General features: G+C 72.8%; 16 protein-coding genes. 8 read left to right on the top strand and 8 right to left on the bottom strand.

Annotated features, from left to right (window positions below; all coding sequences use genetic code 11):
* Positions 1-143 precede the first annotated feature (143 nt).
* The 3 genes from C7C46_RS07265 to C7C46_RS07255 all read left to right on the top strand — a co-directional run bounded on the left by C7C46_RS07265 (position 144) and on the right by C7C46_RS07255 (position 1,847).
* A complete protein-coding gene (locus C7C46_RS07265) occupies positions 144-341 on the top strand; it encodes a hypothetical protein (protein ID WP_110666962.1) in 198 nt (65 codons plus the stop codon).
* An 83-nt stretch (positions 342-424) separates the two neighbouring features.
* Positions 425-679 carry a hypothetical protein gene (locus C7C46_RS07260; protein WP_110666960.1) on the top strand — a complete coding sequence of 85 codons (255 nt, stop codon included), beginning with the start codon at positions 425-427 and terminating at the stop codon, positions 677-679.
* A gap of 13 nt (positions 680-692) precedes the next feature.
* Positions 693-1,847, top strand: a complete 1,155-nt coding sequence (locus tag C7C46_RS07255; protein WP_245984267.1) for a flotillin family protein — start codon at positions 693-695, stop codon at positions 1,845-1,847.
* A gap of 85 nt (positions 1,848-1,932) precedes the next feature.
* Here the strand turns inward: C7C46_RS07255 and dacB are convergent, their stop codons facing one another.
* The 4 genes from dacB to C7C46_RS07230 form a co-directional block, all read right to left on the bottom strand.
* Positions 1,933-3,525 carry a D-alanyl-D-alanine carboxypeptidase/D-alanyl-D-alanine endopeptidase gene (dacB, locus tag C7C46_RS07250; RefSeq protein ID WP_245984266.1) on the bottom strand — a complete coding sequence of 531 codons (1,593 nt, stop codon included), beginning with the start codon at positions 3,523-3,525 and terminating at the stop codon, positions 1,933-1,935.
* A 139-nt stretch (positions 3,526-3,664) separates the two neighbouring features.
* Entirely contained in the window at positions 3,665-4,627 is a 963-nt protein-coding gene (locus tag C7C46_RS07245) for a DUF1152 domain-containing protein (RefSeq protein ID WP_110666955.1), read from the bottom strand.
* A 234-nt stretch (positions 4,628-4,861) separates the two neighbouring features.
* Positions 4,862-5,692 (bottom strand): formate dehydrogenase accessory sulfurtransferase FdhD, encoded by an 831-nt coding sequence (gene fdhD, locus C7C46_RS07235; protein WP_110666953.1) that lies wholly within the window; start codon positions 5,690-5,692, stop codon positions 4,862-4,864.
* Positions 5,693-5,828: 136 nt separating this feature from the next.
* The gene (locus C7C46_RS07230; RefSeq protein ID WP_110666951.1) at positions 5,829-7,889 is read right to left on the bottom strand and encodes a phosphocholine-specific phospholipase C; all 2,061 of its coding nucleotides are present in this window, start codon (positions 7,887-7,889) and stop codon (positions 5,829-5,831) included.
* 324 nt (positions 7,890-8,213) lie between these two features.
* Here C7C46_RS07230 and C7C46_RS07225 point away from each other — a divergent pair, with 324 nt between their 5' ends.
* The 4 genes from C7C46_RS07225 (at position 8,214) to C7C46_RS07210 (ending at position 12,370) form a co-directional block, all read left to right on the top strand.
* On the top strand, positions 8,214-9,458 hold the full coding sequence (locus tag C7C46_RS07225; RefSeq protein ID WP_245984265.1) for an MFS transporter: 1,245 nt from the start codon (positions 8,214-8,216) through the stop codon (positions 9,456-9,458).
* An 81-nt stretch (positions 9,459-9,539) separates the two neighbouring features.
* Complete coding sequence (locus C7C46_RS07220; protein WP_110666947.1) at positions 9,540-10,370, top strand: MerR family transcriptional regulator; 831 nt, start codon at positions 9,540-9,542, stop codon at positions 10,368-10,370.
* A gap of 125 nt (positions 10,371-10,495) precedes the next feature.
* The gene (locus C7C46_RS07215) at positions 10,496-11,716 is read left to right on the top strand and encodes an alpha/beta hydrolase family protein (RefSeq protein WP_110666945.1); all 1,221 of its coding nucleotides are present in this window, start codon (positions 10,496-10,498) and stop codon (positions 11,714-11,716) included.
* A gap of 21 nt (positions 11,717-11,737) precedes the next feature.
* Positions 11,738-12,370 carry an AAA family ATPase gene (locus C7C46_RS07210; RefSeq protein WP_110666943.1) on the top strand — a complete coding sequence of 211 codons (633 nt, stop codon included), beginning with the start codon at positions 11,738-11,740 and terminating at the stop codon, positions 12,368-12,370.
* Positions 12,371-12,379: 9 nt separating this feature from the next.
* Here C7C46_RS07210 and C7C46_RS34840 read toward each other — a convergent pair whose 3' ends face one another.
* The 4 genes from C7C46_RS34840 to C7C46_RS07195 all read right to left on the bottom strand — a co-directional run bounded on the left by C7C46_RS34840 (position 12,380) and on the right by C7C46_RS07195 (position 14,393).
* Complete coding sequence (locus C7C46_RS34840; RefSeq protein WP_181442235.1) at positions 12,380-12,538, bottom strand: hypothetical protein; 159 nt, start codon at positions 12,536-12,538, stop codon at positions 12,380-12,382.
* A gap of 103 nt (positions 12,539-12,641) precedes the next feature.
* Positions 12,642-13,034, bottom strand: a complete 393-nt coding sequence (locus C7C46_RS07205) for a DUF302 domain-containing protein (protein WP_110666941.1) — start codon at positions 13,032-13,034, stop codon at positions 12,642-12,644.
* Between the two features lie 163 nt (positions 13,035-13,197).
* Positions 13,198-13,443, bottom strand: coding sequence for a hypothetical protein (locus C7C46_RS07200; protein ID WP_110666939.1), 246 nt, complete (start codon positions 13,441-13,443; stop codon positions 13,198-13,200).
* 122 nt (positions 13,444-13,565) lie between these two features.
* Positions 13,566-14,393: a GntR family transcriptional regulator gene (locus tag C7C46_RS07195; protein WP_110666937.1), complete on the bottom strand. Its 828-nt coding sequence runs from the start codon at positions 14,391-14,393 to the stop codon at positions 13,566-13,568.
* Positions 14,394-14,429: 36 nt separating this feature from the next.
* Here C7C46_RS07195 and C7C46_RS07190 point away from each other — a divergent pair, with 36 nt between their 5' ends.
* Positions 14,430-14,621, top strand: a complete 192-nt coding sequence (locus C7C46_RS07190; RefSeq protein ID WP_110666935.1) for a hypothetical protein — start codon at positions 14,430-14,432, stop codon at positions 14,619-14,621.
* Positions 14,622-14,675: the final 54 nt, after the last annotated feature.

Genomic DNA, 14,675 nt, shown 5'->3' with positions numbered 1-14,675 from the left:
GAACCGGGACCTGACTCAGTCTGGTCATGACAGGACGTCAGTCAACAGGACGAACTCAAGCTGCCGGGTTGACAATTGATAGGGCGTCGGGTCAGGCTGCGGGCCGGTGAGCAGGAGGTAGCGGCGGTCGGTGTGCCGCGCCCATGACCGACCCGGCGATGATCCGACCCGGCACCGCGGAACGGCTTCGGGCGCCCGCCGGCTCCTACCTGGTGCACCTGTCCGGCGCGCAGACCGGCGGCGCCCTGGCAGTGGCGGAGTACCTGCTGCCGGCCGGGGGGCGCTCGGCCCCGCACCGCACGTCCACCACGGCCACGCCCGCGGTTGCTCCGGTCCGGTGACCCGGCTGCGCGCCTTCTCGGCAAGGGCGGTCCTGACTGGCACAATGGCCGGGGGACGCTCGACGAGGAAGGGGCCGTCGCCGATGGTGTCGGACCAGGCCGTGATCGGCTCCCCGGGGGTGCTGCTGATCGCCACCCGGGGCGAAGCCGGTCCCGGCGAGGTGCTGGTGCGGATCAGGGGCGGTTCGGAGACCTTCCTCGCCTGGTCGGAGCAGCCGCTGCCGAGGGGGACGACGGTCCTGGTGATCGAGTCGCGTGGGGCTCGGCAGGTCGACGTCGCCGAGTGGACCGACCCGACCGAGGATCCGTGGGCCGACAGCGCCGACGGTCAGGCTTGAGGAGACAATCAGGATGTTCGGCTACCGCGTTCCCGCCCCCGACCAGGCGATGCTGATTTCCGGGGGGAAGCGGGGCCTGTCGGGCGCGCCGTTCCGGGTGGTGACCGGGCACGGCACCTTCGTGTTCCCGGTCTTCCGCAAGGTCCGCTTCCTGACCCTGGCGATGTGCGAGGCGGAGGTGGCCGAGACCTGCGTGACCAGGCAGGGCATCGCGCTGACGGTGCGTGCGGTCATCGCCTTCAAGGTCGGCAACGACGGCGAGAGCATCGTCAACGCCGGCCAGCGCTTCCTCTCCGACCAGGACCAGATGTCCGTGCTGACCGGCCGGATCTTCGCCGGCCACCTGCGCGCCATCATCGGCTCGATGACGGTCGAGGAGATCGTCACCGAGCGGCAGAAGCTCGCCACCGAGGTGCTGGACACCTCGAAGGCCGAGATGGCGAAGATCGGCCTGACCGTGGACTCGCTGCAGATCCAGTCGATCGACGACGGCGACACCGGGTACATCTCGGCGATGTCGGCCCCGCACCGGGCGGCGATCCAGCGCCAGGCCCAGATCGCCCAGGCGCAGGCGACCCAGGCCTCGGTGGAGGCGGAGCAGCAGTCGGCCCGGCGGCAGGCGGAGTACGCCCGGGAGACGGCGGTGGTCAGGGCGCAGTACAGCGCCGAGGTGGACCGGGCCCAGGCCGAGGCGGCCCAGGCCGGCCCGCTGGCCCAGGCGCACGCCCAGCAGGAGGTGCTCGACGCGCAGACCGAACTGGCGCAGCGGGCCGCGCTGTTGCGCCAGCAGCAGCTGGTGGCCGAGGTGGTCAAGCCGGCCGAGGCGGAGGCCGAGCGGATCAGGGTCCTGGCGCTGGCCGAGGCCGAGCGGATGAAGATCCAGGCCGAGGCGGCGGCCTCGTACGACCGGGTGGCGCTGGACCGGATGCTGATCGACCAGCTGCCGCAGATCGTCAAGGAGGCGGCCGGCGGCCTGGCGGGCGCCAACGTCAACGTGCTCAACGGCGCGGACGGCCTGGGCGAGATCGCCGCGGGCCTGGTCAGCCAGGGGCTGACCATCCTGGACTCGGTCCGCCGCGGCCTGGGCACCCCGCAGGACGGGGCGACCACGCCGACCCGGGTGGCACCGGACAGCAGCGGCCCGGCCGAGGTCGAGCCGGGCCGCTGACCGCTGACCGCTCATCAGCATCCGCAGCGGCTGAGCGCCGTCGGGCAGTCCGGTCGGACTGCCCGACGGCGCTCGGTGTCAGGCGTCAGGGGTGCGAACGGTCCGCCGAGGCGTGCTCCTGGAGCAGTGCCGCGATGGTGTTCACGTCCTCGTTGATGTCCAGGTACCCCGGGATGTCCGGCGTCGACGCGCCGTTGACCATGACGTAGAAGATGTGCAGGCAGCCGTCGTCGGTCTCCAGGTAGCCGCCCAGGCCCTGGGCACCGACGGTGAGCCGCTGGTTCAGGTCGTCGAGGCCGATCACGGTGCCGGGCTTGGCGAAGACCTTGCCCTTGGCGGGGCAGTCGTGGGTGCAGGACAGGGCGCCGGTGCCGTCCACGCCCAGGATCGGCAGGGCGAAGCGGAAGGCCTCCGCCTCGGGGGAGTGCAGCCAGTACGTGAGGATCTGGCTGATTCCGGTCGGGGTGACCTTGTCCTCGGCCACGCCGCGGCCGTCCACCAGTTGGAACTGGCCCGGGTCGACGTTGGCGGTACCGGCGAGGAACTCCCGCTCGATCCCGAAGCCGTCGTTGCAGTCGTGGCTGCCGCGTGCGGTGGCCATCAGGCACAGCGCCAGGTTGGCACCGAGGTTGTGACTGACCTTCAGGACCAGCTTGGCGTACTGCTGGTAGGGCGGCGAGACGTAGGCGGCCACCTGCTGGTCGCCGTCGTAGGAGGCGGGAAGCTTCGCGTCCGGGTTGCTGCCGGTCGACGGGGCGGTGACGGTGACCCCGGCCCGCGCCAGGGCCTCGATCAGTGCGGTGCGGCCGAACGCGTTCGGGTCCCGTACCTGGGAGATCTTCAGCGCGGGCTTGGCGTCGGCGGCGATCGAGCCGGACAGCGAGATCCGGGTGCCGTCGGGGGATGCGGAGACGCTGATGTCGGTCGGGCTGCCGGGTGCGCCGGTAATGACGGTCGAGGTCACCTGGTACGGCGCCACCTGCGGGCGCCAGCTCAGCTGGGCCGGCTGCCCCTGGGTGGTCGGCGTGCTGAGCAGGTCGATCACGTTGTCGTTGATGATCATCGGGGTCGGCTGCGGGTCCAGCGCCGGGGGAGTGAACAGGCGGGGGTCGATGACCACGTCGCCGTCGACCTCGGTGATGCCCGCGTCCCGCACCTGCTGGGCGATCTGGTCCAGGCCGGCCAGCGGGTCCTCGGGAGTGAGGGTGGCCCCAGGCAGGTCGTTGGCGTAGGTGTGGTCGAGCGGCACGTAGTCGACCGTGCCGTCGGGCCGGGTGCGGCCGCCCATGGTGAGGTCGCCCTGGGCGACCAGCGCGAGGTTCCCGGTCAGCGTCGACCCGTTGCGGGTGCCGACCGCCTGGAGCGGGGTGGTGAACCGGTGGTCCGGGCCGACGGTGTGCCAGGCGGCCGAGAGGGTCACCAGCTTGGTGGTCGAGCCCGCGGTGAAGAACTGGTCCGCGAACTGCGAGTGCACGGTCCGTCCGGTCGACGTGTCGATCTCCAGCAGACCCCACTGCGCGTGGTCGTAGGGGGCCTTGTGCATGATCGCGGCGATGTCCGGCGGCAGCTCGTCCTGCGGGGCGGCGCCCGGGGCGGCGGCGGTGGTGGCGGTGACGACCAGCACAGCGGCGGCAGCGGCGGCCCACGCGTGCAGGCGGCCACGGATCATTCTGCTCATGGTCGGCATGGTAGGTACCCGCACCGCAGAAACGGTGCTGCACGGTCGTCGGCCTGACGGTATGTCACCGCACGCCATCCGGTTGGCTCCATCCCGCACGGCGCCGAGCCGGCCGGCGCGCCCGTCTCGCCCGCGCCGCTCAGTGCGGGAACATCCGGGGCGGGCGCCGGCTCGCCAGCCCGTCCCGGAACTCCTCGATCACCGTGCTGATCTGACGGGTCAGCACGGTGCGCTCGATCCGGTCCAGGTAGAGGTTGTGCGCGGCGAGCGCCTCGACGGTCACGGTGAAGTACAGCGTCATCAGCGGATTGACGAACAGCTCGCTGTGCCTGGTCCGCTCGGTGAACCGGACGTCCCCGAACCGCCCTTCGAGCGCGGCCGCCACCGAGCCCTGCACGATGCTCGGGTGCTCCGGGAACGCGGCCTGGGCGTGCGCGACCGCGTCGAGGTAGAGCGCACCCTCCCGCGAGTCGCGGGGCAGCGAGAAGGCCCCGAGGTAGCCGCCCGCGCGGTCCAGGGCGGCGAGGTTCTCCAGCACCAGCGTGTGGCTGACGCCGTGGTAGGCGTCGATCCCGAAGCCCAGGCAGGCCACCAGGCGCTGCGGCACCTCGGTCAGCCCCGCCACGGCGGCCAGGCTGGCCATGTCCTCCTCGGGAGTGCCGAGCCCGGCCTCGTCGCCGCGCATCAGGATGTCGGTGCCCCCGTCCACCAGCAGGATCGCGTCGATCCCCAGGTGCGCGACCAGTGCCCGGTACGCCGCGCGCAGCGGCTGCACCCCGACCGAGGCGAACGCCCACACGGTGTCGGGCATGCCGTGGATCCGCAGCCAGCGGGCCAGCGTCCGCTCGGGGAAGTACCGCTCGGCGGAGCGGGTGTCCGGGGTGATCCGGGCCACCTCCGGCTCGAGCCAGACCTCCGCGTCCAGCCCGTAGAGGTGACTGAACGACAGGCTCGCCAGGTGCACCTCCTTGCCCGCCGCGCGCAGCGCCAGCGTGATCGGCAGCCCCGCGTAGACGTCGAAGCCGCCGCCGGCCCCGGCGATCAGGATCCGTTCGGCGGACTGCAGGCGGGTGAGCAGCGGCGGTTCGAAGAGCGTGGGCATCCGGGGACGGTACTCCGCTGCCGCCTGCCGCGTCACGCCGATTCCGGATCCGGGGGCAGCAGCGGGCGCAGGGCGCCGAGGAGGGCGCCGACGCAGATGTCGCGCAGCGCCGTCCGGTCGCAGGCCGGCTCGGTGAGCCAGTGATGGTCCTGACGGTCCTCGAACTCGCCCTGCCCCCGCTCTTCTTCCGCCTCGCCTCGGCCGAGGAGCGCGAGCTCGCGAACTGACGGCGCGTCACTCCCCGAGGGTCAGCCGCTCCGCGCCCGAGTACACGTTCATCGAGGTGCCGCGCAGGAAGCCGACCAGGGTGAGGCCGGAGTCGGCGGCCAGGTCGGCGGCGAGCGAGGAGGGGGCCGAGACGGCGGCGAGCAGCGGGAGGCCGGCCATCACGGCCTTCTGGACCAGTTCGAAGGAGGCCCGGCCGCTGACCATCAGGATGGTGTCGCGCAGCGGGAGCAGGCCCTGGCGCAGCGCGTGGCCGATCACCTTGTCGACCGCGTTGTGGCGGCCGACGTCCTCGCGCGCCGCGATCAGCTCGCCGGTGGCGGTGAACAGGCCGGCCGCGTGCAGACCGCCGGTGGTGTCGAAGACGCGCTGGGCGGCGCGCAGGCGGTCGGGCAGCGTGGCCAGCACCTCGGGGGTGGTGCGCAGCGGGTCCTCGGCGACGGTCCAGGCGGCGGTGGTGCGCACCGCGTCCAGGCTGGCCTTGCCGCACAGGCCGCAGGAGGAGGTGGTGTAGAAGTTGCGCTCCAGCGAGGCGTCCGGGGCCGCGACCCCGGGGGCCAGGGCCACGTCCACCACGTTGTAGGTGTTGCCGCCGTCGGCCGTGGCGCCCGCGCAGTAGCGGATGGCGGCCAGCTGCTCGGCGTGGTGCAGCACCCCCTCGCTGACCAGGAAGCCGGCCGCGAGGTCGAAGTCGTCGCCCGGGGTGCGCATGGTGACGGTCAGCGGCCGACCGCCGACCCGGATCTCCATCGGCTCCTCGGCGGCCAGGGTGTCCGGCCGCTGGGTGGGCGAGCCGTCGCGCAGCCGCAGCACCGGCCGCCGTACGGTCACTCGTCCCATGGTCACTCCTTCGTCCGCGAATCCACCGCCAGCCTACGGCGGCCGGCAGGGGGCCAGGATCGCGCCCCCTGCGGGCCGGTGCGGGAGCGGGAGGTCGACCGGGCCGACGTCCCGCTCCCGCACGCCCGGCCGGGGGTCAGCCCGTGATCAGGCCCGGGTCCGAGAGGCCGGGCGCGCCCGTCTCCACGTGGCCCGCGAACCGGCGCACGAAGTCCGTGGTCGTGCTGGAGGTGACCGTCACGTCGTACCAGTTGCGGCAGCCGCTCAGGTCCAGGGTCAGGGTGACGGTGGCACCCTTGGCCACGGTGACCGTGCGCGGGGTGCCCGCGTAGGCGTTGGCGACGGTGAGGGTGGCCGTGGTGCTGCCGGCGTTGGTGAAGGTCAGGTCGAGGTTGCCGGTGGCGGCGTTGTGGCGGGCGGTCGCCTCCGGGCCCAGGGTCTTGCCGGGGTTGCGGAACCGGCGCAGGAAGCCGTTCGGGCCGAAGACGGTCAGGTCGGTGACGGTCTTGGAGTACTTGGAGTTCCAGCTGTCCGAGATCGTCTTGCCGGCCTCCGTGGTGTAACTCCACGGTCCGTCGGTGCGGTTGGCCGAGGTGACCAGGAACTGGGCGCCCGCCGCGCTGCCGCCGGTGAAGGTCAGGGCGTAGGTGCCGGCCGTCGTGTTGGCCGAACCGTCCACATACGGCGCGTACTTGAGCGGTCGGGTCGGCTTGCTGCCGGCCTCCTGCTTGGGCAGGCTGCCGGTGGCGGGCGGGGTGGGCACGTAGTCGGGGTGGCGGTTGCCGTCCGGCGGCAGGTAGCCGGCGGTGGAGGGCAGCGCGGCCGGCGTGGCGTTGGAGGTGGTGAAGTCGAAGGCGGAGGTCAGGTCGCCGCAGACGGCGCGGCGCCAGGGCGAGATGTTGGGCTCGTGGACGCCGAACCGGGTCTCCATGAAGCGGATGATCGAGGTGTGGTCCATGGTCTCGGAGCAGGTGTAGCCGCCGGTGCTCCACGGCGAGACCACCAGCATCGGCACCCGCACGCCCAGGCCGTAGGCGCCCGCCGCGTAGCTGGAGTTGCCCGCGAAGTAGTCGGGGGCGGTGGCGACGGTGGACAGGCCCTGCGCGGCCGAGGAGGGCGGGAACGGCGGCACCACGTGGTCGAAGAAGCCGTCGTTCTCGTCGTAGGTGATGAACAGCGCGGTCTTCGCCCACACGCCGGGGTTGGCGGTGAGCGCGTCCAGCACCTGCGAGACGTACCAGGCGCCGTAGTTCGCGGGCCAGTTCGGGTGCTCGGTGTAGGCCTCGGGGGCGACGATCCAGGAGACCTGGGGCAGCGTGCCGGCCTGCACGTCGGACTTCAGGATGTCGAACAGGCCCTGGCCGGCCTTGGCGTCGGTGCCGGTGCGGGCCCGGTCGTAGAGCGGGTTGCCGGGCTGGGCGTTGCGGTAGTTGTTGAAGTAGAGCAGCGAGTTGTCGCCGTAGTTGCCGCGGTAGGCGTCGCTGATCCAGCCCCAGGAGCCGGCCGCGTCCAGGCCGTCGCCGATGTCCTGGTAGACCTTCCAGGACACCCCGGCCTGCTGCAGCCGCTCGGGGTAGGTGGTCCAGCTGTACCCGGCCTCCTGGTTGCCGAGCACCGGGCCGCCGCCGGTGCCGTCGTTGCCGGTGTAACCCGTCCACATGTAGTAGCGGTTGGGGTCGGTGGAGCTGAGCATCGAGCAGTGGTAGGCGTCGCAGAGGGTGAAGGCGTCGGCGAGCGCGTAGTGGAACGGGATGTCCTGGCGGGTCAGGTAGGCCATGGTGGTGGCGGACTTGGCCGGGATCCACTGGTCGTACTTGCCGTTGTCGAAGGCCTTGTGGGTGCCGGTCCAGTCGTGGTTGAGGTCCTGGATGAACTGCAGGCCCAGGTTGTTCGCCTGCGGGCGGAACGGCAGCACCTCCTTGCCCGAGCTGTTGACCTGGTGCCAGACGGACTTGCCGCTGGGCAGCGTGACCGGGCGCGGGTCGCCGAAGCCGCGCACGCCCTTCATCGCGCCGAAGTAGTGGTCGAAGGAGCGGTTCTCCTGCATCAGCACGACGACGTGCTCGACGTCCTGGATGGTGCCGGTGGTGCCCTGGGGTGCGATGGCGGCGGCGCGCGCGATGCTCTGCGCCAGGGTCGAGAAGGCGAGGGTGGCGCCGGACAGCTTGAGGAAGTTGCGGCGATCGAGCTCAGCCATGAGCAGACCTCACATGGGGGAGGGGGCGGATTGCCGATCAGGAAAACTTGTCCGAACAACTCGTGGTCGGCTGGCCAGTGACTACCCGCCGTCGGGTAGGCGAACGCATGTGTGTCGGCGGTCTTGTCGGAGACCGGACAAGTCCCGTGGCCCTCGGAGCGCGCCCCCCGTGCCCCAGCGGTCCCGCACCCTCGCCGACGTACGGGCTGGTGGTGCCGGACACGGCCGCGCTCGGCTGAGGAAGTTCTGCGCTACCCCTGGTAGTTCCGCCCCGGATCACTAACATGAGTGTCCCTCGTGTTTGACTGATCAAGGGTGGGGATCGTGCTGGACCGGACCGAACTCCCGGACGCGCTCGCCGAACCGGGCAGACCGGTGCGCCCGGCCTGGATCACCACGCTGAGCCTGGCGAACCTGGGCGTGTTCCTGGGCTTCTTCACCCCGATCCAGATCCTGCTGCCGCTGCAACTGGAACGCGTCGACTCCGCTCACAAGGCGGCGCTGCTCTCCTGGGTGACCGGTGTCGGCGCCCTGGTGGCGATGCTGGCCAACCCGCTGGCGGGCGCCCTCTCGGACCGGACCACCAGTCGGTTCGGCCGGCGAAGGCCGTGGATCCTGGCCGGCGCGCTGCTCGGCGCGCTCGGCCTGCTGCTGACGGCCGTGCAGCACACCGTGCTCGGGATCGCGGCCGGCTGGGCGGTGGCGCAGCTGGGGCTGAACGTGATGCTGGCCGGGACCACGGCCCCGGTCGCCGACCAGGTCCCGGTCGGGCAGCGGGCGCTGGTCTCCGGCTGGACCGGCATCAGCCAGTCGCTCGGGCTGGTGGTCGGGGCGGTGCTGGTGACCACGGTGGTGACCGGGGTGCTCTCTGGCTACGCGCTGACCGCGGGCGCGACGGTGGCGGCGGCGCTGCCGTTCGTGCTCGGGTTCCGCGAGCCGGTGCTGCGCCGGCGCGCCGCGATCACCGCCCGCGAACTGCTCGGCGGCTACTGGGTCAGCCCGCGCCGCCACCCGGACTTCGGCTGGGCTTGGGCGACCCGTTTTCTGATCAACCTGGGGAACGCGATCGGCACCCTCTACCTGCTCTACTACCTCACCGACGCGGTGCACTACCGCTCCCCGGACCAGGGCGTGCTGATCCTCACCGCCGTCTACACCCTCGCCGCACTGCTCACCGCGATCCCGGCCGGTCTGGTCTCCGACCGCACCGGCCGGCGCAAGAACCTGGTGCTGCTCTCCTGCGCGGTGATGGCGGTGGCGGCGCTGCTGCTGGCCGGGGTGCACAGCTGGCCCGCCACGATCCTGGCCGCCGTCGTCCTCGGCGCCGGCTACGGCATCTACCTCGCGGTGGACCAGGCCCTGGTCACCCAGGTCCTGCCGGCCGCCGCCGACCGGGCCAAGGACCTGGGCGTGATCAACATCGCCAACTCCGGCCCCCAGGTGCTGGCCCCGGCGCTGGCTGCCCCCGTCATCGCGCACGCCGGCGGCTACGGCGGCCTGTACACCCTCACCGCGTTGCTCACCCTGCTCGCGGGCGCGCTGGTGCGCCGCATCCGGGCGGTGGCCTGAGAGGTATCCGCGCTGGTCAGCGAAGGGCTTCGGGTACCGTCTTGACCCTCACACCGTGTCAGGGCCTGGAGTGGAACCATCATGTTCACCATCGGAGACTTCGCCAGACACGGCCGCGTCTCGGTCCGGATGCTGCGCCACTACGACGCCACCGGACTGCTGCGCCCGGCCCAGGTCGACCCTGCCACCGGCTACCGCCACTACGCCGCCGCCCAGCTGGCCCGGCTCAACCGGATCATCGCGCTCAAGGACCTCGGGCTCACCCTGCAGCAGGTCCAGCAGACCCTGGACGAGCAGCTCGGCACCGACGAACTGCGCGCCATGCTCCGGCTGCGCCAGGCCGAGTTGGAGGCGGCGATGAGCCAGGCGGCGGCCCGGCTGGTCCAGGTCGAGGCGAGGCTGCGAGCGATCGAGAGCGAGGGGCAGATGCCCACCGACGACGTAGTCCTGAAGACCGTCCCGACCGTGCGGGTGGCGGAGCTGACCGCCACCGCCGACAGCTTCGAGCCCGGGGCGATCAGCCCGGTGATCGGACCGCTGTACGAGGAGCTGTTCCGCCGCCTGGCTGCGGCCGGCATCCCGGTCACCGGCCCGGGCATCGCCCGCTACGAGGACGCCCCGGAGGGCGGCGGCCGGATCCTGGTGCACGCCGGCATCCAGGTCGCCGCGCCGCTGCAGCAGGGCGAGGTCCGGGTGCTCGACCTGCCGCCGCTGGAGCAGGCGGCCACCATCGTGCACCGCGGCTCGATGGACGCCGTCCTGCACACCGGCCAGACCCTGGCCCGCTGGATCGACGCCAACGCCTACCGGTCCACCGGCTACCCCAGGGAGGTCAACCTGGAGTGCCCCGAGGACCGCGCCGACTGGGTGACCGAACTCCAGCTCCCGGTCACCGCAGACCCCGGGAGGTAGCCCAGGGGACTACGTCGCCGGGTGTACCCGGCGGCCGGCAGCGTCGCCGACGGGCGGATGCGGGTCGGTGGCCGCAGCTGACAGCGTGTCAGCGAAGACAGGACACGCCACCAGGAAGGGCCATCATGACGGACCGTCAGGTAATCAGCCGCCGCCGGATGCTCGCCGCCGCCGTGGGCGCCGGCCTCGCCGCACCGCTGCTCACGGCGCGCGCCGGCTGGGCCGCCGCCCCGGTCGGCACGCCGGGCGCCCCCGGGGCCGCGCCGGGGCCGGGGTCGGGCCGGCTGGTGCTTTCGGCGCCCACCGGCCCGCATCCGGTGGGCGTGGTCGACCTGAACCTGGTCGACCACGCCCACCTCGACCCCGCCGCCGGGCCCGGCCGCTACCGCGAGCTGCCCACGAGCATCTGGTACCCCGCCCGCGACGCCCACCGCCACCCGCAGGCGCCGTGGATGCCGGACGAGTCGCTGCTCGCCTTCATCACCGACGGCGGCTACCCGATAGGCGTCTCGCAGGGGCCCCTGACCAGCGGTCACGTCGCCGCACCCGTGCACCGCACCGGCCGCGGCTGCCCGGTCCTGCTGTACTCGCACGGCGCCCACAGCCACCGCTCCGACGCCACCCTGACGGTCCAGGAGCTCGCCAGCCACGGCTACGTGGTGGTCACCATGGACCACACCTGGGACGCGTTCACCCGGTTCCGCGACGGCCGGGTCGGCACGCCCTGGGACAACAGCTACTACCCGGGCTCGCAGTCCTTCGCCGACGACCTGCGGCTCGTGCTGGACCGGATCGAGGACCTCGCCGCCGGCCGCAACCCCGACGCCGGGCGGCGCCCGCTGCCCGACGGCCTGGCCGAGGCGCTCGACCTGGACCGGGTCGGCCTGCTCGGCTGGTCCAAGGGCGGCGCGGCCACCGCGCTGGCGATGGCCGCCGACCCGCGGGTCAAGGCGGGCCTGAGCCTGGACGGCACGATGGAGCCGGGGATCACCACCGACCTGGACCGCCCGTTCATGATGATGACCGCCCGGTTCACCCGCGCCGCCGATCCCCACGTGGCCGCGTTCTGGGCCCGGCTCAAGGGCTGGCGGCTCGAGGTCCAGGCCGCCGGCGCGGTGCACACCTCCTACACCGACGCCCAGTACCTGTACCCGCAGTTGGCGAAGCTGACGGGGCTGACCGACGCCCAACTGCAGAACCTGATCGGCACCCTGGACCCGGACCGCGCGGTGCGCATCCAACAGGCCTACCCGCTCGCCTTCTTCGACCAGCACCTGCGCCACCGCCGCAGCCGCCTGCTGGAGGGCCCCTCGGCCGCCTTCCCGGAGGTCGCGTACCTCCCGTGATCCGGGGCGTAGGCTCGCGGCATGTTGCTGTGGATCAACGGCCCGTTCGGCGGCGGCAAGACGCAGACGGCGCACGAGCTGCACCGCCGGCTGCCCGGCAGCGTCATCTGCGACCCCGAGCACGTCGGCTTCGGTCTGCACCGGATGACGCCGCCCGGACTGCGCGGCGACTTCCAGGAGTTCGCGGCCTGGCGCCACGGTGTGACGGAGGTGCTGGACCTGGCGCTCAACGAGCACCCGGGCCCCGTGCTCGCCCCGATGACGGTGACCGACCCCGACCGGCTCGCCGAGATCCTCGACCCGCTGCGCGAACGCGGCCACCAGGTGCACCACTTCGCGCTGCTCGCGGAGCGCGCGACCGTGGTGGGCCGGCTGCGCGAGCGCGGCTTCGGGCACCTGCTGCGGGTGGTCGGCGGCAAGGACGCGCCGCTGCGCCGGGAGAGCTGGGCGCTCGCCAAGCTGGACCACTGCCTCGAGCAGCTGCAGCGGCCGCAGTTCGCCGAACAGCTGTGGACCGACCGCCTCACCGTCGCCCAGGTGGCCGACCACCTGGCGGCCGCCACCGCCCTGCGGCTGCTCCCGAACACGGACAGTGCCCTGCGTGGTCGCCTGCGCAGGACGCTGACCGGCCTCAAGCACATCCGGTTCGACTGAGGGAACGGCTCACCGCCGCCCGAAGAGCCTCGCCAGCCAGCCGCCGGCCTCCTTGGTGCAGGAGCAGCGCGCGCTCTTGGGCACCCCGGCCAGGACCTGCTCCACGTGCATCCCGCACCCGGCGAATCCGGCCTTGCCGCACTTGCGGCACACGACACGTCGACACATAGCTCGTTCTCGTTCCTTCGGACATCGGCAAGATACCCCGGCGGGTATTGAGGCGGCCATCACCCGTTCGCCGAGCCTGGCCAAGCGGGTAGGGCCGGCGGAGTCAGGAAGCCGGCAGGCTCGCCAGTGCCGCCCGCAGCCGGGTGCCGGCCTCGGCGGCGACCTCGGCGAGCTCCGGCCGGCCGGTGAGCTGGACAATCACATCGGGATTCATCGCCTCGACCACGGTGCGGCCCTCGGCGGTGCGGACCACCACGTTGCACGGGAGCAGCACGCCGATCCGCGGGTCCGCCTGGACGGCCCGGTGGGCCAGCGGCGGGTTGCAGGCACCGAGGATCAGGTAGTCGTCGAGCTCCGCGCCGATCTTCGCGCGCAGCGTGGCCTGCACGTCGATCTCGGTCAGGACGCCGAACCCCTGCTCGGCCAGGGCGGTGCGGACCTGCTCGACCGCTGCGGCGAACGGCCGGTCGAGCGTGACGGTGATGCCGTAGTCCATGTCGTCTCCTTTCTGAATACCCCCACGGGTATTTTCCAGCGTAACGGACGACTGGTCGGACCGGTGACCGTGCAAGCCCGCCCCGCTCAGGACGGCCAGTTGAGCACAGACTGGGGCGGAGTCGGCGACCAGGCCGAGGCGCCGTCAGATCGCGGCCCAGGACCTACCAGGGCTCGGAGAGCGCGTGCTCGGCGCGGCCGGCCTGGTCGAGCAGCTGCCAGGCCAGGGCGCGGGCCTCGGCGGGAGTCAGGCCCGCCCAGACCTTGGACGTGCCACCGCGCTCCGGGCCGACCGCCAGCGTCACCCGGGCCACCCGCAGCCCGGGCGCCTCGACCCGAAGCTCGCCCACCCGGATCGCCCGCCCGCAGGCCGTGACCAGCGGTTGAGCTCCATCGACCGCACGCGACACTGTCCTCACACCCTTCCGTCGACACCAACTCCCTGGTATCGGGAAGAACACGCACCGTGGGCGGATCCATTCCGACCGCCACCCAGCGCGAGGGCCGGCGCCGGGCCCTCGGGCCACCGCCCTCAGTCGACCGGCTGCCCCAGGTGCCGGGCCAGGCACCGCTGCGCGCCGGCCGCGTCGCCGGCCAGCATCAGCTCGACCAGCTCCAGGTGCTGCGCCGCCACCGCCCGCAGGTCGCCCGTGCGGTCCAGGCCGGCGGGGCCGTGCAGCCGGGTCCGGTTGGCCAGGTCGGCCACCGTCTCGACCAGCCTCGCGTTGCCGGCCAGCGCCAGCAGGGCGGCGTGGAACTCGCCGTCGGCGGCCAGGTAGCCGGCCAGGTCGCCCTGCTCGGCGGCGGCCACGCCCTGCTCGGCGAGCGGGCGCAGCGCGGCAAGCTGCTCCGGCGTCGCCCGCGCGGTGACCCGGGCCACGGTCGGCACCTCCAGCAGCGCGCGCACCTCGGACCAGTCGGCCAGGTCCCGCTCGGTGGTCTCGGTGATCCGGAAGCCCTTGTTGCGGACGATCTCCACCAGCCCCTCGCGAGCCAGCACCAGCATCGCCTCCCGCACCGGGGTGGCCGACACGCCGAAGTCGGCCGCCAGCGAAGGCGCGGAGTACACCACGCCCGGCTGCAGCTCGCCGGAGACCACGGCGGCCCGCAGCGCCCGGGCCACCTGCAGGCTCAGACGGTCCTGGACGAACTTGAGCGAACGGATACTGCTCGGGGCTCCCTGCGGGGGCTGGTCCTGGTGCACCCGCTCATTATGGGCGACAGCTGTCTCACCACTGCTCGCCGCCCTCCCCGCTGCCCGGCCCACCGGCCTGCCCGCCGCCCCGCAGGTCACCCCGGCCGCCAGCGTGGGAACCAGGGTGACGCCGAGCCCGGCGGCGACCAGGCCGAGCTTGGCCATCCAGTCCCGGGCCACGAAGCACTGGCCGCCAGCCCGGTGGGCGCGCTGACCGAGCGGGCCTTCGCCGAGGGCGTGCTCTTCCCGGTCCGGCTCGCCGCCAAGGACGTGGCGCTGGCCACCGCGAGCGCTCGCCTGCCGGTCGGCGAGGCGGTCCACGCCGCCTTGACCGCCCGTCCCGACCTGGCCGACCTGGACCTGGCCGCGCTGATCACCCGGACCGGCGACTGACGTCGCGCCGCGCGCGGCGGTCCTTGACCCGGCCGGTCGGCCACGGGTCAATGG

Origin of the sequence: Streptomyces tateyamensis, from assembly GCF_003205575.1 — a bacterium.
Lineage (GTDB): Bacteria > Actinomycetota > Actinomycetes > Streptomycetales > Streptomycetaceae > Kitasatospora > Kitasatospora tateyamensis.
Note: the sequence above shows the minus strand (reverse complement) of the source record. Positions and strands in the feature narration are given on the sequence as shown.